Origin of the sequence: Agarivorans sp., assembly GCF_050295395.1 — a bacterium.
Lineage (GTDB): Bacteria > Pseudomonadota > Gammaproteobacteria > Enterobacterales > Celerinatantimonadaceae > Agarivorans.
This window is the reverse complement of sequence record NZ_JBNKPP010000087.1, coordinates 1-17,230: the sequence shown is the minus strand read 5'-3', so window position 1 is coordinate 17,230 and position 17,230 is coordinate 1. Positions and strand designations below refer to the sequence as shown.

21 protein-coding genes are annotated in these 17,230 nt (G+C 44.9%); 4 read left to right on the top strand and 17 right to left on the bottom strand.

Annotated elements, in window-relative coordinates:
* Window positions 1-30: 30 nt before the first annotated feature.
* Together ACQY6Q_RS05130 and ACQY6Q_RS05125 are read right to left on the bottom strand one after the other, a co-directional pair.
* On the bottom strand, window positions 31-582 hold the full coding sequence (locus ACQY6Q_RS05130) for a chloramphenicol phosphotransferase CPT family protein (protein ID WP_427978657.1): 552 nt from the start codon (window positions 580-582) through the stop codon (window positions 31-33).
* Between the two features lie 166 nt (window positions 583-748).
* Window positions 749-1,330, bottom strand: coding sequence for a TetR/AcrR family transcriptional regulator (locus tag ACQY6Q_RS05125; protein WP_427978655.1), 582 nt, complete (start codon window positions 1,328-1,330; stop codon window positions 749-751).
* Window positions 1,331-1,492: 162 nt separating this feature from the next.
* On the opposite strand from ACQY6Q_RS05125, the gene ACQY6Q_RS05120 reads away from it, so the two are divergent.
* A complete protein-coding gene (locus ACQY6Q_RS05120) occupies window positions 1,493-2,065 on the top strand; it encodes an NAD(P)H-dependent oxidoreductase (protein ID WP_427978653.1) in 573 nt (190 codons plus the stop codon).
* Between the two features lie 129 nt (window positions 2,066-2,194).
* On the opposite strand, the gene ACQY6Q_RS05115 is transcribed toward ACQY6Q_RS05120, so the two are convergent.
* The 6 genes from ACQY6Q_RS05115 to ACQY6Q_RS05090 form a co-directional block, all read right to left on the bottom strand.
* Window positions 2,195-2,845 carry a LysE family translocator gene (locus ACQY6Q_RS05115; protein WP_427978651.1) on the bottom strand — a complete coding sequence of 217 codons (651 nt, stop codon included), beginning with the start codon at window positions 2,843-2,845 and terminating at the stop codon, window positions 2,195-2,197.
* A 118-nt stretch (window positions 2,846-2,963) separates the two neighbouring features.
* Window positions 2,964-3,278, bottom strand: coding sequence for a putative quinol monooxygenase (locus tag ACQY6Q_RS05110; RefSeq protein ID WP_427978649.1), 315 nt, complete (start codon window positions 3,276-3,278; stop codon window positions 2,964-2,966).
* A 378-nt stretch (window positions 3,279-3,656) separates the two neighbouring features.
* Window positions 3,657-3,962 carry an NIPSNAP family protein gene (locus tag ACQY6Q_RS05105; RefSeq protein ID WP_427978646.1) on the bottom strand — a complete coding sequence of 102 codons (306 nt, stop codon included), beginning with the start codon at window positions 3,960-3,962 and terminating at the stop codon, window positions 3,657-3,659.
* Window positions 3,963-4,041: 79 nt separating this feature from the next.
* Window positions 4,042-4,518: a DUF6653 family protein gene (locus ACQY6Q_RS05100; protein WP_427978644.1), complete on the bottom strand. Its 477-nt coding sequence runs from the start codon at window positions 4,516-4,518 to the stop codon at window positions 4,042-4,044.
* A 167-nt stretch (window positions 4,519-4,685) separates the two neighbouring features.
* A complete protein-coding gene (cyaB, locus tag ACQY6Q_RS05095; RefSeq protein WP_427978642.1) occupies window positions 4,686-5,237 on the bottom strand; it encodes a class IV adenylate cyclase in 552 nt (183 codons plus the stop codon).
* A 165-nt stretch (window positions 5,238-5,402) separates the two neighbouring features.
* Window positions 5,403-5,873, bottom strand: coding sequence for a GNAT family N-acetyltransferase (locus ACQY6Q_RS05090; protein ID WP_427978639.1), 471 nt, complete (start codon window positions 5,871-5,873; stop codon window positions 5,403-5,405).
* Between the two features lie 279 nt (window positions 5,874-6,152).
* Here ACQY6Q_RS05090 and ACQY6Q_RS05085 point away from each other — a divergent pair, with 279 nt between their 5' ends.
* On the top strand, window positions 6,153-6,839 hold the full coding sequence (locus ACQY6Q_RS05085; RefSeq protein WP_427978637.1) for a thiopurine S-methyltransferase: 687 nt from the start codon (window positions 6,153-6,155) through the stop codon (window positions 6,837-6,839).
* 37 nt (window positions 6,840-6,876) lie between these two features.
* Here ACQY6Q_RS05085 and ACQY6Q_RS05080 read toward each other — a convergent pair whose 3' ends face one another.
* Both ACQY6Q_RS05080 and ACQY6Q_RS05075 read right to left on the bottom strand, forming a co-directional pair.
* Window positions 6,877-8,214: a sensor domain-containing diguanylate cyclase gene (locus ACQY6Q_RS05080; RefSeq protein WP_427978635.1), complete on the bottom strand. Its 1,338-nt coding sequence runs from the start codon at window positions 8,212-8,214 to the stop codon at window positions 6,877-6,879.
* A gap of 328 nt (window positions 8,215-8,542) precedes the next feature.
* Window positions 8,543-9,229 carry a hypothetical protein gene (locus ACQY6Q_RS05075; RefSeq protein ID WP_427978633.1) on the bottom strand — a complete coding sequence of 229 codons (687 nt, stop codon included), beginning with the start codon at window positions 9,227-9,229 and terminating at the stop codon, window positions 8,543-8,545.
* Window positions 9,230-9,451: 222 nt separating this feature from the next.
* On the opposite strand from ACQY6Q_RS05075, the gene plsB reads away from it, so the two are divergent.
* Entirely contained in the window at window positions 9,452-11,845 is a 2,394-nt protein-coding gene (plsB, locus tag ACQY6Q_RS05070; RefSeq protein WP_427978630.1) for a glycerol-3-phosphate 1-O-acyltransferase PlsB, read from the top strand.
* Here plsB and ubiA read toward each other — a convergent pair.
* Window positions 11,842-12,681: a 4-hydroxybenzoate octaprenyltransferase gene (ubiA, locus tag ACQY6Q_RS05065; protein ID WP_427978686.1), complete on the bottom strand. Its 840-nt coding sequence runs from the start codon at window positions 12,679-12,681 to the stop codon at window positions 11,842-11,844. The two genes, plsB and ubiA, sit on opposite strands and share 4 nt — an antisense overlap.
* A gap of 22 nt (window positions 12,682-12,703) precedes the next feature.
* Window positions 12,704-13,267, bottom strand: a complete 564-nt coding sequence (locus ACQY6Q_RS05060) for a chorismate--pyruvate lyase family protein (RefSeq protein ID WP_427978627.1) — start codon at window positions 13,265-13,267, stop codon at window positions 12,704-12,706.
* Window positions 13,268-13,458: 191 nt separating this feature from the next.
* Here ACQY6Q_RS05060 and ACQY6Q_RS05055 point away from each other — a divergent pair, with 191 nt between their 5' ends.
* Complete coding sequence (locus ACQY6Q_RS05055) at window positions 13,459-13,860, top strand: flagellar basal body-associated protein FliL (RefSeq protein WP_055733841.1); 402 nt, start codon at window positions 13,459-13,461, stop codon at window positions 13,858-13,860.
* Window positions 13,861-13,894: 34 nt separating this feature from the next.
* Here the strand turns inward: ACQY6Q_RS05055 and glpG are convergent, their stop codons facing one another.
* The 5 genes from glpG to ACQY6Q_RS05030 all read right to left on the bottom strand — a co-directional run.
* The gene (glpG, locus tag ACQY6Q_RS05050) at window positions 13,895-14,749 is read right to left on the bottom strand and encodes a rhomboid family intramembrane serine protease GlpG (RefSeq protein WP_157051754.1); all 855 of its coding nucleotides are present in this window, start codon (window positions 14,747-14,749) and stop codon (window positions 13,895-13,897) included.
* Window positions 14,746-15,072 carry a thiosulfate sulfurtransferase GlpE gene (gene glpE / locus ACQY6Q_RS05045; protein WP_427978684.1) on the bottom strand — a complete coding sequence of 109 codons (327 nt, stop codon included), beginning with the start codon at window positions 15,070-15,072 and terminating at the stop codon, window positions 14,746-14,748. Before glpE ends, glpG begins: the two co-directional genes overlap by 4 nt.
* Before the next feature lie 141 nt (window positions 15,073-15,213).
* Window positions 15,214-15,915, bottom strand: coding sequence for an ATP-binding cassette domain-containing protein (locus ACQY6Q_RS05040; protein ID WP_427978623.1), 702 nt, complete (start codon window positions 15,913-15,915; stop codon window positions 15,214-15,216).
* A gap of 19 nt (window positions 15,916-15,934) precedes the next feature.
* Window positions 15,935-16,699: a high-affinity branched-chain amino acid ABC transporter ATP-binding protein LivG gene (livG, locus tag ACQY6Q_RS05035; RefSeq protein ID WP_427978621.1), complete on the bottom strand. Its 765-nt coding sequence runs from the start codon at window positions 16,697-16,699 to the stop codon at window positions 15,935-15,937.
* A partial coding sequence (locus tag ACQY6Q_RS05030) for an ABC transporter permease subunit (RefSeq protein ID WP_427978619.1) occupies window positions 16,696-17,230 on the bottom strand: 535 nt, incomplete at its 5' end. The genes livG and ACQY6Q_RS05030, both read right to left, overlap by 4 nt.

Below are 17,230 nucleotides of genomic sequence, written 5' to 3'. Positions count from 1 at the left end.
ATGCCATCGCCATTTATCAGACCACTCAATTTACCCTTCAAAAAACCTTGATGACGCCCTACTCGACCACGCATCCAAGACTAATTTGGCGCTCTCTGCTGGGGTCTGGGTACTGGTATCAAGTTCAAAGTCATAGTGTGAATAACTATGTACGTGTGTTAGGTGGTACTCAGCTTCTCCACAGTATCGCTGGCCAATATGTCGATCAGCTCGCGCTAACTCTCTCTCACGTAAAATGCTAACCGGGCAGTGAACGCCAACAAAAAACATATCATGAGCAAACAATATCTTCTTGAGCTCGTTATACCATTGCTCTGACTCAATAATGTGGTCGAGGATGATATTGTTACCCGTATCTAGTATCGCCTTTATACAAGCATGAAAAGCGGCAAAAAACTTTGGACGATTAATTTTCCAATCAAAGTCTCCGCCATCATTTTCGCGCTTTGCCAGCATACCGGCTTCGACCAACTGATCTGAAGCAAAATGCCAAAATGGAATCGCTACTTGAGCCTGAATTTGCTTGGCTAAAGTGGACTTTCCACTACTACTAGTGCCGTTTAGAAAGATAATTTTCGACATAGATCCCTTGTTATAGATTAGAGCTAAGTTTTTATCATGCGCATTGGCACTTATTAGCGGGTACCCATAAACACTACAGCCAATTCTCCCTCGCCAAGTGCAACGCGTAAGCTGAAGTATTTAGAGCAACAACCTGCCACTCTCGGGCCTTAGCTCGACGTTACAGTTAACTATCAGAACCAGCGGTCAAAATCGGGAGTAAGCTTTCTGTTAGCACTTCAGCAATTTGTTCCTTGGATAAGGGCAGTGCTTTGTGCTGTATGGAGTATCCATCAAGGTAAGGCAGCAAGATTGAAGCCGCCTTTTGGGCATTGGCTAATTCATACTGTTGCCAGAAACCACAAAGCTTATCCAGAGACTGGGAATAGTAGCCAACTAGCTGTTGTTCAACATCTTTGTTGCGAGTGGCAACTGCCCATAATTCTCTGAAAACAAGGCAGGCATCGCTAATCTGATTAGCCTGATTCAGGCAATAGAGTATGACCTCGTATAACTCTTCCTTTGGCGCTCGCGCAACTTTGTTCTGAACATACTGGGAGGCCATATCTTCACAGACAGCAAAGTAATAGGCAGCCATCCCATTTAATAAGTCGCTTTTAGTTTTAAAATGGTGTTGGACGTTATTCAAACTTTTAGCCGAAGCTAATGCCACTTTTCTCATCGTTAAGCCTTCAATACCGGACTCTTTCAGTAACGACAAAGCCGCCTGGATGATTTGCTTTTTGGTTTCAAGGCTGCGACTGCTCACCACGGTGCTCCCCAACAAAATTTATCTTTCGCATCATTAGCGTATATTACCACACCAAAAAATTGGTCGGTTGACCCAAAAAGCTTGACTGCCATTCTTAGCAGCCCTAACATAATTGGGTCACTTGACCAAATTAACTCCTATAGTAAAAGAGCCACTAATATGAAAAAAGTATTAGTTATTAATGCCAACCCAAAAACCAATAGCTTAACCAAGTCGTTAAGCCAACAGTATGTAGAAACCGCTCAGAAAACACATGAAGTGGTACTGGTGCACATTGGCGAGTTGGATTTTGATCTTAATTTACAACAAGGTTACGAAAGCATTCAGCCACTAGAGGCCGATTTAATCCAGTTACAACAACATATTAAATGGGCCGAACATATTGTCATTATGTCGCCAGTTTGGTGGGGATCTGTCCCTGCAAAATTTAAGGGAGCCATTGATCGGGTAATGTTGCCTGGATTTGCCTTTAAATATTCAGCAGGAAAATCTATACCGGAAAAGCTTCTTGCAGGTAAGACTTCTGAGATCATTGTAAATATGGACACCCCTATTTTTTGGTACAAAATATTTCAGGGGAATGTTATTTACAAACATTTGAAATACACAATTTTAGATTTCACAGGGATAAAAAATAAAAAAACAAGCTACTTTGGGCCGGTTATCTCTGCCAAGCAAAAAGACATCGAAAAATGGCACAACAAAGTGTCAAAGCTAGCAAGCAACATTTAGCAAGTAATAACAATAATAAACGATGTGAGGAAGCAGCAGCGAATTCAAAAATATTGTCCGAAGGTGGCATAATTTAGCAAAGAAAACAGCGCCAAAATTCACCTTTGGCGCCATAGTCTTGCTATATTTCTAGCGCGCTATTGCTGACTTCACTATGCTGAGACCGATAAGACCTAAAATCGCCCCAGTAAACTTATCAATATAATAAGCCAATTTGGTAAACCGACTTCTCACCGTACTCCTAGAGAGTAAATAAATAATTGCGGCATCCCAAATGAATACGATCAGGGTCATCCAGATCCCCAAACCCAGCTTGAAACCAAAGCTCACATCATTGTTTAGTACAACGGTAAACAAACTTAGATAAAACAAGAGATTCTTAGGATTTAATATGCCCGACATAAAACCGGTGAAAAGTTCATGAGCAAATCTGTTTGATTCAACAGGCTCAGAAGATAGCTCTATATTTAAATCATCGTAAGCACTTTTTCTGGCTTTTAACGCTTGCAAAGCCAAGTAAATAAGAAACAGTCCACCGATAATTTTTAGCGCAATCATGATGGGCACCGAAGCCGCTAGAATTGAGCCTACACCTACCAAACATAAGGCAATATATACCGCATTGGCGAGGGCAATACCTAATGCAACACCTAGCGCATTTTTACTTTTGTTTTTAATTGCACTTTTTACCACTAACACAAAATCGGGGCCAGGACTCAGCAAAGCGAGAAAGTGAGCTATTGCGACAGTTGCAAAAACACCAACTAAACTAATATCCATTTATACTTCTCCTTTATAAGGCCGCTATTATGCGCCCAATGGAATAAATAAAAAACAAACCAAGCTGAATAATTATGCCACATCCTGAGCTTTACTTTTAAGCCCTTGATTCGCGAAATTACGCTAAACGACTTTGTAGATAATCATCGCTAACGTCTAGTTTATAAACGGTTCTCGATTGCACTAAACAATTGCGCATTTGGTCACGAGCGTTTTGGTAGGACTCGCCTGTTAATTGATGCTCTTTTTCCCACTGCTCTCGACTCGGCCATTGTGCATAACCTACCAAAACATTGGGTTTGTCGGATAGGTGAAGCCTTGAGCCAAAACTACCGCATTGTTGATAAATTGCCTTGGTCACTTCAAGCCATGCTTCACGAAATGCCCCTTCCATACCCTGTTTCACTTCAAACTCATAAACTGCTATAAACAATGTAATTCTCCTTTGAGTACTAAGCAATGACATGGATTCGACTTCCGAGCTCCTAGCGCACTCATGGCGTGCTGATTCGCTCCAGAGGCTGCATATTTCATCATTGTTTTTGCTGGTTTCGATTTAGTTAAAAGCCACTTCGGTGTTTTTCCGGTAAGCCAAGCGCCAAAGTTATTTTGCATAAATCACTGACTAACTCTACTTGCTTAACCACAATAACAAATATGCTTGGCATGCGTATAGATTGTCGGTTTACATCAACGGTACTGGGCTAGGCAGTAAATAGCATTAATCCAAACTTAAGCGAGAATCCCAAGCGTAGCCTGACAGGGCTAACTCTTGGCTATACTGCCTGCATGCTTTTAAACGCGTCACTTGTTAGCCAAATACGGGTCTAAAAAAGCTACGTTCGTAGCTAATAATGCAGTCCATTTTTTCTGCAAATGCAAAAGCGTTAATGCAATCTGGGTCATTTTGAGAATCGCGTCGATATTGTTCGTAAGCAGACAAACTTTCGAAGGTGAATAGTGCTAAAGCAATATTGTTTGCACCCTCGGAAGGGAGATAGTAACCATTGTGTTGACCGCCAAACTTAGCCACCAGCGGGATCCACATTTTCGCATATTCTTCGAATTCTTTAATCTTTTTAGGATCGATGACATACCTGACATAACAAGTAATCATGAGTATTAATCCTTCTCATAATGTGAGTTTATGGGAGACGCCAAACCGGTAGAACTGGCTAGCCGTTGTCTTGATTGCCTTAAGACTTCAGCCACGACTGAAAGGCGGGCTTGAGATCTTTTACGTCTTGATACAGCCATACCATTCGATCGACGAACCAAGTCTTAGTAAACATTAACCAAGCTGTACTCAAAATCATTAAGGAAAAATCCATTGCATACAGACTATAAAGCCAAAACGGTAAACCTACTATCTGTAGCAAGACTATCTTTTTACAGGCTCGTAAATGATGTTCAGGAATAAGACCTTCATTCTTGTAATGCAGGTAGACGCGCTCACCAAAAGTGCCCATCGATGCCCAGTTATTAGTAGTTTTGGGCGCAGCAAATAGCCTTGGATTTAGCCACGTCCATAAGCTCACTAGCATTAGTGCCGCCAAAGTCCACCATCCTAATAGCTCTCTTGTGGCCAAGGCAATGGTAAACAAAGGCAAGATTGAAAAGCGGGAATAAACACTCAAAGGATTCGAATGTCGTTGCCATGAACTTTCATCCATTGACATAAGCCTTTCGGATAGTTTCAAAATATCCATTGTTGCTCCTGAGTATCCACGTTGCATAACCTTATGCCAGCCAAGTTGCGTAATGTCGTTTAGCTACTCACATTCGCCTTGTTAAATAGGGAACCTAGCTAAAATTTAGCGACTGATAACCAAGTCGTATATTAAACGTCTTTTTCCATAAACATTTGCTTGTAAGATTTAGTTTGCAGTGCGTCTTTGGTTAAACCAAATTGCAGCGCTAAGGCTTCTATTTGCGACTTGTAAATTGATAACTTCGCTTCATCGTCCGTCATGATGGCAAATTCGGCAAAATCACCGATACCGTCTAAGGAGTCCACCGTGATATGAAACTCTCCAACAAAGTAAATGCTGCGCGTTTTATGCGCTTTTAGCACCACTTCAAAGCCCATGGTTTTTAGCATGCTCTTGGCATTTGAGACATCTTTGATATCGGTGGCTTCACACCGCTCTGGTTCAGGCCCCTTTACAATCCATAACTTGATGCCTGAAGGCTCCATCTTACGAATACAGATACTTATATTGTCAGTTTCTAACGAGCGATTGGGACGATCGAAATACCAATCGCTTTCGCTGTTATCTTGAAGCATAACTTCATGAGGGATACCACTTAGTGTATTCAAGAACTGTGCTTTTGAGGGTAAGCGGTACTTAAGCTCTACTTCATATTTTCCTTGGAAGTGGGAGTGATTCATATGCGATACCAACTGAAAAATAAGATACTAGCACAACTAGACTGGCGCAGAACATCACCAGCGCCATTTACCAACACCAAGAAACAAACCACCCCATACAAGCAGTTAATTAAGCACAAAGTAAAAACAAATGGCTCGGCTAGTTTGCTCCCCTTTGCAGATTTGTTAGCTAGCTATTTCCAATACCATTGGAACATCAATTATACCGTTTTGCTTTCTAATGCCGTCGATACGTTTGAAGCCAAAATGTTCATAAACATGCTCAGCATTCACCGCCGAATTAACCGTAAAACGCCCAGGATTCCCATTAGTTAAAGCTTCGGCCTTAACCGCTTCCCACAACCTACGAGACAAGCCTTGGCCCTGATAACTATCGTCAACGAATAGGTGGTACAGATGTGAATAGTCACGAATACCAGCCACTCCAACGATATCTTCATCAGCGGTAATCGCAACAATATAAAAGTAATTGCCGGACAAATAAGCGCCTACATTTTCTGCAGACATTGAAGTGAGTAGGATATGACGTGCAGACTCAGCGAAACTCGGACACACGTATTTTTCCGTTAGCGATAAAATCAACTGACTAATTGCCACAGCATCACTGCTCGTCGCTTTTCTTAAATGAATACTCATCATTAATCCTATTTACTGCCCCAACAGCCAAACGCGCTTAAATCTCTGGTCTTTAGGCCACTTTAAAACAATCGCCAGGCTAAAGCAGCCTGCTAATGCAGATTACCGACGTCAGTAGCAAGTAACTGGTACGATTGTTGATAGAGTAAACGCTAGCCTTGTTGATTTTCTTAAGCAGCAGCGCAACGACTTATCCCCAAGCTAAGCATTTGGCGGTATTTCGATTCAATTTAACCCTTCACCCAGCATCAACAATGATGCCAACAATCGAACAATGTATTGATTGCAACAAAAGGAATCGACACCGTGGTAGCAGAAGACAACCAACTATGGCTTGCGATGTGGAAGAATCAACAGACTGATTTTCATCAGCCATTGGTTAACCGACACTTACAAGAGTATTGGCATCGGCTTAAGGTTCCTAACATGGGGCGAGTATTGGTGCCCTTGTGTGGCAAAAGTAACGATTTACTGTGGCTAGCAGCACGTGGTTTTGAGGTGATAGGTATAGAACTGAGTTCACTCGCGGTGAAGGCTTTTTTTAAAGAAAACCAACTAAAGCCGAAAAAGACCCGCTCGGGCCACTTCACCATATGGCGTCACGGGCGGATCCGGATCCTTTGCGGCGATATATTTCTCTTAAAACACACTCATTTAGGCCAGATTGATGCGGTATATGATAGAGCCGCGCTTACCGCCTTAGCCGAACCCGCAAGAAAGCGGTATGTGAGAAAGCTGTTGTCGTTAATGCCCTTGCTCAAACCCATACTGCTATTAACCACCGAAGATGTAGACCCACTGCGAACTCAAGATTCAGTCGCCTTAGTAGACCAAGAGATCTTTGATTTATTCTCGCCACACTTTGCCATAGCAGTAAGCTATGGTGACACTTACCCGGTGGCATTTTCCCCCGCCACGGTAAATAAAGTCTATCAAATGAAACGACTCACTGCCGCCACTGACTAAGGGGCCGACCCGCTATAAACAGCAGCGCTTGGCTTAGCTATTGGTAGACTTTCACCACATTGCGCCCCGAGTTTTTTGCCAAGTACAGGGCTTTGTCGGCATGATCTAATAAGGCTTGCAGAGACTTTTCATGGTTTAAGCAGGCTAAACCTATGCTCACCGTTAAGGAGATTGGTTTTTCTTTCACCATCAGCGGCGCGTCGCTGATGGCCAGACGAATGTTGTTAGCTAATTCAATACCTTTATCTTGGTCTACTTTTGGCAGGATCGCGGCAAACTCTTCGCCGCCAAGTCGAGCAAACAAGTCGGTAGCACGAATATTGTCTTGGCAAATCTTGGCAAAATGCTGCAAGGCGAGATCACCCACAGCATGCCCATGAGTATCATTAATCGACTTAAAATGATCCAAGTCGAACACGATTAGACACAAGCTATGTTTTTGCAATAATTGTAGCTGAAACTCTTTCTTACCCAAGGCCATAAAGTAACGGCGGTTAGCGACATTGGTTAGAGGGTCAGTAGTGGCCGCTTCAAACAATTCTTCTTGATACTGAGCCCGGTTCCTAAAATCTTTATTTAACAACAGCCTAGCCAAAACCACTGTAATAATTAAAAAAGCCAATAAAATCACTATCATATAAGGAGCGACTCGGCTCATTATAGGAGGGCTAGACCAATAGATAGTGGCGATGTTACTGGCGGGTAAAAAGCCTTCTAATGGCATTGAATCATCATATTCATCCGCTGCAACTAAGCTAAGCTTGGGCAGCCGAAAACGCTCAGCCAATACTGTAAGATAGGTGTCGTCGATAGCTTGTGCTAATACCAGATGCGCACCATCGACTATCACTCCATCGTTTTCACGGCGATAAGGTTCTACCCCGACTAAAAAGACTTGGCCATCGGCCTCACTAAAAAACGCCTTTGCTTGATAGGCTGGACTGGCTTGTTCACTCCCCCTTAAGCGCTCTAAAATGGCTGAAGAGTAAATATTTTGCGGGTTGAGCTCTAAACCCTCTCGCAGAGCATGTAACTGTACTTGTTTATCGCTGGTAATCGTGGCGATGTAAGTAAGGTTGTAGGTAGGTAGCAGGTAATCTTGATAATTATCCTCAATCCATTGTGGATTGGGTACTGCTAAAACATTGGTATAGGCGTCATCCCAATAAGAATAATCAATGGTTAGCTTATGCAAATACTCCCTCTCTATTGAAAAGGCAATATTTACTCGAGTGTGCACATCTTTCATGGCGTTATCGTCTAATACACTAAGAAAATACACCATTAAGCAGGCGATCAAAGCCATCATGGTAATGATCAGAGCAGTAATAGCCGAAATAACCGAATTAGCTGAGAAGTACCGTTTTTTTAACATACTCGCGCCTAAAATGACGATTCACTACTATGATAGACCACAAGCAAGACGCTATAAGCCGAAGGGTTAAATTCAATGAAGTGGGACAATTATTTTGCTGAACTTGGTTTATAGCCCAGCAAAAAAATTAACTGCCCGTGCAAATAACAGCACAACTTGCCACGTCCTAGTGATACGGCTGCGGCGCCAATTAAGATCTTAAGCTTGGTTGTCGAAACCATTTACGGTTGTGCCCCGACCTAATCTTTATTCAATGGCTTAACTAAAAAATTGCCTTTACCCATCATAGGATCGCAGGATAAATCTTTAATAAATAAAAAATAATCGGCTAACTCACAATAATGGTGGTGCTCGCCGCGACTTGGCGATGATGCTGCCAAGCCAACATCACTAGCGCCAACATAAACAATCCTACAGTGACAGGCTCACTCACCTGACTGGCCTGAGCCACAATCAATACGGGGTTAATGTCTATCCAGTAATAGTCATTTACGTTTTGCACTAAGGGACTATTAAAAATCCTAGTGACTTCAGCGGGAGTAATAAGTGTTTGCTTGTTCAAGAAGGGGTTCATTAGATAGGCACCGGAGAGATGAGGCAGACCTAAATTGTGTCCTAGTTCGTGGGCCAACAGTTCACCACCATAAGGGCCAGCCGCGTAACTAGACTCCACCACAAAATCGTTACCAAAGTATTCGCCACAGCCCACAATACTGCTAGAGATAAGTCCTCCGCAGGCACTAATGCTATCAACGAAATAAAAATTCACTACATTGGCAGGGCCAACATGCTGACCAAATATCTGGCCTATTTCTACATCACTACTGATATCCAGCAGCTCAGGAAAAACCAACTCGGTGGCACTACCGATACGAATATCTATTGGCCGATCGCCAAAGCTGGCCTGTGAATAAATCGCATCTAAGGCCGCCTCATTGGTGCTAATAAAAGCAGCCTGAGCAGAACCAATAAGCCAGAGAAGGCAAAACAAAGCCCGCTTAATAAACAAAAACATGGTGAATTCCTTTTCTTATTCGAGCCAAATGTCGAGACAAACAGAACTTTAACAGTAGCAGTGGATCTTAGCGGTTCTGGTTTAACCAGTCTTTATTGAATTCACAAATAACGTCAAAGAGCTCAGATTTCTAGGCTGCTAGCTTGCATCAAATCAAAGCCAATTTTGATTAAATCTGCTACCCTAAGCCCTGTATTCATTAACCACCATAAGCTCTTTGAGATGTTATCATTACCCACTCCAATATTGGCTGCATTACGCTCTGTAATTGGCTTTTTTATTCGTGGCAAGTTCGTCCCAGAAAACCCGATTACTGAGTTTAACTTAGATTTATCACAAGCGGTTTTCTATGTTATTCCTCGCGATTCGCTCGCCGATGTACTCACCTTGCAGCTCGCCTGTAAAGAACTAGGACTGCCGGATCCACTTGAACCAGCTATTTTCGCCGGAGAAAGCCATCAGCGAGTCGCCTTTTTAACCGACAAAAACGACGAGACCCTTGAGGCTACGGTTGAACAGTTTACCGCTGCATTGAGTTTACATCGCAAAGATGCAAGCCATAACGCCCAGCTCATTCCAGTAAAACTGTTTTGGGATCGCTATCCCGGCCGTGAAAGCGTTGATGATCTGGTCAGTGGTAAAAAACCCCGCCCTACAGGGATGCTAAAAAAAGCCTGGCAGGTTATTTTTAAAGGCCGCGAAAACCTAGTTCGCTTCAGCCAACCCGTATCGTTAAAAGAAATGGCGCAGCGACAAGGATCGGATAAACGCATTGGTCATAAACTGGCGCGCGTGGCGCGGATCCACTTTAGCCGCATGCAAATGATTGCCACTGGTCCTAAGCTGCCCAACCGACGCCATATGTTTGAGCAATTATTGGCCTCGGCGACTATTCGCGCCGCAATTCAAGATGAAGCCAAGGCGAGAAGCACTAGCCCCGAGCAGGCCAAACAAACGGCCTTAAAATACCTTGAAGAAATAGCTGCCGATTTCTCTTACCGCAATTTACGTATTGCCGATGCGCTACTAAGTTGGGTATGGAATAAGATCTATTCGGGTATTGAAGTAAACCATGCCGAACGGGTGAGACAATTGGCTCAAGAAGGGCACGAGATTGTTTATGCGCCTTGCCACCGCAGCCATATGGATTACTTATTGCTTTCCTATGTGCTGTATCACCAAGGCATGGTGCCACCACATATTGCAGCGGGGGTTAACCTGAACTTTTGGCCAGCAGGCCCATTCTTCCGCCGCGCGGGCGCCTTCTTTATTCGCCGTAGCTTCAAGGGCAACAAGCTTTACTCCACGGTATTTAGAGAGTATTTAAGCCAATTATTTAGTCGTGGCTATTCAGTCGAATACTTCACCGAAGGCGGACGCAGCCGTACCGGTCGCTTACTGCCTCCCAAAACCGGTATGTTAGCCATGACCGTGCAAGCCATGTTGCGCGGCCTAGAGCGCCCAGTCACCATTGTGCCAGTGTATTTTGGCTACGAACATGTAATGGAAGTAGGCACTTACTACAAAGAGCTAAAAGGTAAAGCCAAAGATAAAGAGTCTTTGTTCTCTTTGTTTGGCATGCTGCGTAAATTGCGCAACTTCGGCCACGGCTACGTTAATTTTGGCGAGCCAATCAACGTGAACCATCGATTAAACCAACTGGCGCCAGACTGGCGAACGCCTTTAGAAGAAGGCAATAAACCTCATTGGTTGGTGCCAGCGGTAAACGATATTTCACTCCGGCTGATGGAAAACATTAACAGTGCCGCTGCAGTCAATGGATTGTGTTTAAGTGCCAGTATTTTATTGGCCGCCGAAAATCGCGCCATGCCAAGAAAGCAACTCGCCAAGCAAATGGACTTATGCCTAAGCCTAATTAAAAATGTTCCCTACAGTGACCATGTTACGGTACCGGAGCTAGATGCCGAGGCGCTAATCGACCAAGCTCTGAGCTTGGATAAATTTCAAACTAACAGTGATTATCTGGGTGAGATCATCGGCTTAGATGAAAAACAACAAGTCTTGATGAACTTCTATCGTAACAACATCATTCACCTGCTGATCATGCCCGCTTTTATTGCCAGCGCCTTACTGCAGCACCGCAGTATAAGCCGACAACAGCTATTAACACTCATTGAACAGCTCTACCCCTTACTAAAAGGCGAACTGTTTCTACGGTATAACAGCGATGAGATTGGCGAATTGGTGGAACGCTACTTAGCCGAATTTGTCGCGCTTAAATTAATCAGTGAAAATGGTGATTGCTTTAGAATAGATAAGCACCGCCGAGGCCGCTTGTTATTACTGGCCCAGCTCGCTCAAGAAAGTCTGCACCGCTATGCGGTAGTTGCCGCCTTACTAGCCAATCGCCCACACCTAGAGCGTGCGCAACTAGAGAAACAGGCGCTAGCTGGAGCCCAGCGTTTGGCGCAAATGCATCACATTGATGCGCCTGAATACTACGACAAACGCATTACCAGTAACTTATTAAGCTTAATGCGTGAACAGGGCTATCAACAACGTGAGGCGGCGCAACAACTGTTTGCTCAACTGTCTCCGCTATTGGCCGATGGCGTTTACGACTCGATTATCGCGCTATTAGATTTAGAAACTTAGCCAGCCAACCACGCCAGCCATGCATAATGGCTGGCGATACCCACAAAAATCACCAAACCCACATAGTTATTGTTTAAGAAGGCCTGAAAGCAGGCCTCACGCTGGCGATAACGGATTAACTTCTGCTGATATACAAACAGTGCCGCGGCGGCCAACAAGGCAAGGTCAAAGGCTAAGCCCAATTGTTTAATATAGGCCATAGCCGCGAAACAAACTAAGCAGGCGAGCTGCAATAAACCCACAATCAGCTTGTCGAAACGGCCAAATAAAATTGCCGTAGATTTAATCCCGATGGTTAAGTCGTCGTCGCGATCCACCATCGCGTATTTGGTGTCGTAAGCGATGGTCCAAGTCACATTAGCCACCACCAATAACCATGCTTCGGCCGGCACGCTGCCAGTTTGCGCAGCATAAGCCATAGGTATACACCAGCTAAAGGCCAGCCCCAAAAACAACTGCGGTAAATGCGTCACCCGTTTCATAAAAGGGTACAGCGCGGCCAAACCCAAGGCCACAAACGACAACTGAATGGTCAGACTGTTTTGGGTTAATACCAGTAAAAACGACAGCACCACCAAAGCGGCAAACAGCGATAGCGCCTGCGCTTCGCTCACTATGCCCGCCGCTAAAGGACGCTGCGCCGTGCGCTTAACATGCCCATCAACCTTGCGGTCGGCATAATCGTTAATCACACAACCGGCCGAACGCATTAGAAACACCCCTATTACAAATACCAGCAGTACCGACAAATCAGGCACCCCTTCGGCGGCTAGCCACAGCGCCCACAGCGCGGGCCACAATAGCAATAAAGTGCCAATAGGTTTATCGGCACGCATTAGCTGCCAATAAGGACGAAAACTAGCTAGCTGCAACACCAGGATCTCCTTGATACGCTGCACAATCTGGTAGAAATATTTCGGCGACTAATAACGGTGCGTTAGCCAATAGAAAACGCGAACGCCGCCCCCACAAAGGCTGGGATGAGTCGGCATATTGGTAAATCGCCGACGCCGCAGCAATTTGGCATAGCTCGATGCTTTGGCGCTGCCCTTGACCAGTAAACAGTAATTCACCTAAGGGTTTATCGGCCAATTGACTCACCGCAGCGGCATCGCCTTCTAAAGAGCTTTGCGGAATAATACTGCGGGCAAATACCCAATTTTCACCATCACAGCACAATAAGACTTCCCTCACCCAATAAGGGCCTGCACATTCCAGTGCCAACTTTTCGTGTGGGGCAATCTCACTAAAACCTTCATACAACACCTTGATGCTGAACTGCTGACAGTGCTCGCGCAAACGGGCGGTTAAAGAACCGGGGTGTTGCAGCCAGTCCGCCAAAACCGGAGAAGGAAAAACAAAATGTTGCGGCGCTTGCCAATTGCCATCGGCCCCGCAAGGCTGAGAATAGTTAATAGTCACGCATATCCACGGCTAAGAATAGTGGCTTCATTATCAGGTAAATAGCCATTTAATGTAAACCGTTGTCAAGCAGAGCAGCGAGCGTACCTTGCCGATAAAACATTCACTGTAAAGAATATTTCCAGCGACTAACTTGACCTACCGCCCACTAAGGGAAACAATAAAGCTAAGACTATAAAGGAAAAAGTCATATGAAATTTGTTTACCGCTGGCTAGTTTGTTTGAGCTTAAGTTTGCCACTGCTGGCGCACAGCCAAGAAGCCACCAATCCCAATTTTGCTTATTTTGGTTTTGAGCCAGATATTATTACCAACTACATCAGTACCGGTAAAAAATTAGGTTATGTACGATTGACTGCCGAGGTAATGGTGGAAGACCAAAGCGACCTCAGCAGCATTGAGCATCATGCCCCTTTGATCCGCGATACTATTATCGAAATTTTAGGCAGACAAAGCGAAGATGATATTAAGTCGTTGAATGGACGAGAAACCATTCGCCAAATGTGTGAAGAGGCGATTAACGATTTATTAGTACAAGAAACCGGTAAAAAGCTGGTTCGCAAACTGCTGTTTACCAAATATATCTACCAGTAAAAAACCAAGGCCCATCAAAGATGGGCCTTGTTACTCAAACAGCTTTGCTTTTATCCGTGGTCACAAACCTATCCAATAAAGCCTGTGCACAACCCACAAATAAACCAAATAAATGCGCTAGGTTAGCCGTAGATGGCCCCACTACATCCATAAAACCAATCACCAACCATACCAACATAAAACCGACTATCGCCGGATTCAACTGTAAGCCGGTTTGTGGGCGCAGCCAGCCAGTAAACCAACAGTAGCCCAACAAGGCATAAACCACACCCGATAAGCCACCAAAGAAGGGCCCGGTTGCCAAGAGTTGTGCCACATTGGGGATCACCGCCGCCACGATAGTAATCAGTAGCAATTTAGAGCTGCCCAACTGGCGCTCAATTTCACCGCCCAACTGCCACCACCACAAACCATTAAAGGCAATATGAATGATTGAAAAATGCAGAAAGATAGGACTAATCACTCGCCAAAAGTCTGCCGAAAGTAGCATGCTTAAATCAGGCGGAATGGTGAGGTTGAGGATCAAACTGCGTTCAAAGCCCATCTGCATCAAGGCAAAAATTACTGCGGAAATGGCTAATACAGCTAGTGTTACCGGGCCAGCGTGAGCCAGAAAGGCACTTTTCACCATGCCCTTACCACCGTAGGAAAATGTCGCTTTACGGCTGTCGGCCACCTTCCAAGAAGCAGCCGAATATTTAGCGTCACTAGGGTTGGCTAAAAACTGTTGGAGTTCATATTCGGCTTTTTCTAGGTGTTGCTCATCCATCAATATCACCACCACGCCTTGCTCGGCAGGAGCAAGTTGACATTCAATGTTAAGCACTGCCATGTAATCTACAAAGGCCTGGGCGACCCTAGGATTATTAATAACAACTAGATGTTTCACTCGGCCTCACCAGATTCAATTGGCGCAACACTGCGCCAAGCTTCAAAGCCACCTTGCAGGCTATAGACTTCTTCAAAGCCTTGTTGCAGCAAATATTGGGCGGCACCTTGGCTAGATATGCCGTGGTAGCACATCACAATCAACGGCGTATCGAACTCGGTTTCGGTAAGCAAACGGTTAAGACTACCATCATTAAGATGAAAGGCATTCACTGGGTGAGCTTGGGCAAATGACTGCGGGTCTCGCATGTCTAGCAATACCGCCCCTTGCTCAGCAATTTTTTGTTGCGCGCCAGTCACGTCAATTTGTTCAAACTGTTCCATCATCGTATTTATCACCTAGATTTTTCGTCCACTTTAACTGGTTTAAACGAAAAGGACAAAAGCTATAGCAGCCTAAACCAGCCAAATTTGGCGATAAAAAAAGCAAGCCGAAGCTTGCTTTTTAACGCTGCTAACTTGGTCTTATGCGCCCAAGTAAGCCTTGCGTACTTCTTCATTCACCAACAGATTGTCGCCACTGTCTTCAAGTACGATACGGCCATTCTCCAACACATAACCTCGGTCGGCTAGGCGTAGCGCTTGGTTGGCGTTTTGCTCAACCAAGAACACCGTCATTCCGCGTTGGCGCAATTGTTCAACAATATCAAAAATCTGCTGAATAATAATCGGCGCCAAGCCCAATGAAGGTTCGTCCAATAGTAACAGACGAGGCTTGCTCATTAAGGCCCGGCCAATCGCCAACATTTGCTGTTCGCCACCCGACATAGTGCCAGCTCGTTGATTAACCCGCTCCAATAAGCGAGGGAACAGCGTATACACCTCTTCAATACGCTCTGCAGTTTGCTGCTTGTTGGCAAAAAATGCCCCCATGTGCAGGTTTTCTTCCACGGTTAAACGCGAGAAGATGCGGCGGCCTTCTGGCACCACGGCAATATCACCACGCATGATGCTGTGAGTTTGCTGTGCGGTAATGTCTTTACCTTCAAACAACACCTGGCCACTACTGGCACGAGGATCTCCACACAGGGTCATCAATAAGGTGGTTTTGCCGGCGCCATTGGCACCAATCAAACTGACAATTTCACCTTCATTCACCTTCACATTAACATCGTGCAGGGCTTGAATTGGGCCGTAGTGGGTCGAAACATTCTTAAACTCTAACATTGTTGTTTTATCCCTCGCCCTAAAACTCACCCAGATAGGCTTTAATCACCTCGGGGTTATTGCGAATTTCCTCGGGGCTACCATTGGCTAAAGGGCAGCCTTGGTTAACCACGTAGATACGGTCTGAAATCCCCATTACCAACTTCATATCATGTTCAATTAGTAGCACCGAGACCCCTTCGTTGTCTCGTAAGTCCATGATTAACCTGTCTAAGTCGTCAGTTTCTTTGGGGTTTAAGCCAGCGGCCGGCTCATCCAGCATCAAAATTTCCGGACGAGTAACCATGCATCGAGCAATTTCTAGGCGGCGTTGCTGGCCATAAGCCAAGTTGCCTGCCTTGCGGTTGGCAAACTCTTTTAAGTCCACCTTATCTAACCAGTATTCGGCAAAAGCCAAGGCATCGGCCTCGCTTTTCTTGAAACTTGGCGTTTTTAATAGGCCCGCCAAGAAGTTAGTATTTAAGTGCCTATGCTGGGCTACCAGCAGATTTTCAATCACACTCATGTCTTTAAACAAACGCACGTGTTGGAAGGTACGCACGATGCCTTTACGCGCAATTTGATGTCCAGCAAGGCCTTGCAGCGCTTCACCTCGGTAGAGGATCTGCCCAGCGGTGGGTTTATAAAAACCGGTCAAGCAGTTAAATACTGTGGTTTTGCCCGCGCCATTGGGGCCAATCACCGATACCACTTCTTTTTCGTTGAGCTTTAAAGCAACGTTATTCACCGCCAATAAGCCACCAAAGCGCATGGTGAGGCCGTTAACGTCTAACAATGAACTCATGCTTTGGCCCCCTCTTTTAGCTCAATATGGGGACGCGACATGGGTAATAAGCCCTGTGGACGCCAAACCATCATAAATACCATCATCAAACCAAACATCAGCATGCGATATTCATTAAATTCGCGGGCCATCTCAGGCAATACCGTCATAATGATCGCCGCCAATACCACGCCAATTTGCGAACCCATACCACCCAATACCACTATCGCCAAAATAATGGCCGACTCAATAAAGGTGAATGACTCAGGGCTGATAAATCCTTGGCGAGCCGCAAAGAAGCTACCGGCAAAACCAGCAAAGGCCGCACCAATGGTAAAGGCTGTTAACTTCACCACGGTGGGGTTTAAACCTAGCGAGCGACAGGCAATTTCATCTTCACGCAAGGCTTCCCAAGCGCGCCCAATCGGCATTCTCAGTAAGCGGTTAATCACAATCACCGTTAATACCACCAACAGCAAAGCCATCAAATACAAGAAGATCACCTTGTATTCGGAGTTGTAGCTAATGCCAAAGAAATCGTGGAAAGTTTCA

Coding starts and splice junctions, on each gene's coding strand:
- ACQY6Q_RS05130 (WP_427978657.1), bottom strand. CDS start 582: ATGTCGAAAATTATCTTTCTAAACGGCACTAGTAGTAGTGGAAAGTCC.
- ACQY6Q_RS05120 (WP_427978653.1), top strand. CDS start 1,493: ATGAAAAAAGTATTAGTTATTAATGCCAACCCAAAAACCAATAGCTTA.
- ACQY6Q_RS05115 (WP_427978651.1), bottom strand. CDS start 2,845: ATGGATATTAGTTTAGTTGGTGTTTTTGCAACTGTCGCAATAGCTCAC.
- ACQY6Q_RS05105 (WP_427978646.1), bottom strand. CDS start 3,962: ATGATTACTTGTTATGTCAGGTATGTCATCGATCCTAAAAAGATTAAA.
- ACQY6Q_RS05100 (WP_427978644.1), bottom strand. CDS start 4,518: ATGGATGAAAGTTCATGGCAACGACATTCGAATCCTTTGAGTGTTTAT.
- cyaB (WP_427978642.1), bottom strand. CDS start 5,237: ATGAATCACTCCCACTTCCAAGGAAAATATGAAGTAGAGCTTAAGTAC.
- ACQY6Q_RS05090 (WP_427978639.1), bottom strand. CDS start 5,873: ATGAGTATTCATTTAAGAAAAGCGACGAGCAGTGATGCTGTGGCAATT.
- ACQY6Q_RS05080 (WP_427978635.1), bottom strand. CDS start 8,214: ATGTTAAAAAAACGGTACTTCTCAGCTAATTCGGTTATTTCGGCTATT.
- ACQY6Q_RS05075 (WP_427978633.1), bottom strand. CDS start 9,229: ATGTTTTTGTTTATTAAGCGGGCTTTGTTTTGCCTTCTCTGGCTTATT.
- plsB (WP_427978630.1), top strand. CDS start 9,452: ATGTTATCATTACCCACTCCAATATTGGCTGCATTACGCTCTGTAATT.
- ubiA (WP_427978686.1), bottom strand. CDS start 12,681: ATGCGTGCCGATAAACCTATTGGCACTTTATTGCTATTGTGGCCCGCG.
- ACQY6Q_RS05055 (WP_055733841.1), top strand. CDS start 13,459: ATGAAATTTGTTTACCGCTGGCTAGTTTGTTTGAGCTTAAGTTTGCCA.
- glpE (WP_427978684.1), bottom strand. CDS start 15,072: ATGGAACAGTTTGAACAAATTGACGTGACTGGCGCGCAACAAAAAATT.
- ACQY6Q_RS05040 (WP_427978623.1), bottom strand. CDS start 15,915: ATGTTAGAGTTTAAGAATGTTTCGACCCACTACGGCCCAATTCAAGCC.
- livG (WP_427978621.1), bottom strand. CDS start 16,699: ATGAGTTCATTGTTAGACGTTAACGGCCTCACCATGCGCTTTGGTGGC.